Source organism: Lujinxingia vulgaris (assembly GCF_007997005.1).
Classification (GTDB): Bacteria; Myxococcota_A; Bradymonadia; order Bradymonadales; family Bradymonadaceae; genus Lujinxingia.
Window position 1 is genome coordinate 1 of record NZ_VOSL01000063.1, and the last position, 310, is coordinate 310.

Here is a 310-nt window from a genome sequence, read left to right on the forward strand (position 1 = left end):
TTAACGGGGCACACCTTCTCCCGAAGTTACGGTGTCAATTTGCCGAGTTCCTTAACCAGGGTTATCTCAACGCCTTAGAATGCTCTTCTCGCCTACCTGTGTCGGTTTTGGTACGGGCTCTTTATACACTCCGGTGCGAAACTTTTCTTGGAAGCCGCGCATCGATCCGTTGACCTGAGTCCCCAAATGGGGGGACTCTCCACTTTCCCTCTCAGCGTTTAAATGGTCAGACGTTTGTGGTGCGAACACCTCCTATCTGACCCGCCTACCGGGTTGTACCGGACATCCATCAGTCCGGCGGACCTAGCGT

1 rRNA gene is annotated in these 310 nt (G+C 53.9%); it reads right to left on the reverse strand.

Annotated features, from left to right (window positions below):
• Nucleotides 1-310: ribosomal RNA gene (locus FRC96_RS22285) — 23S ribosomal RNA — on the reverse strand; the annotation flags it as partial.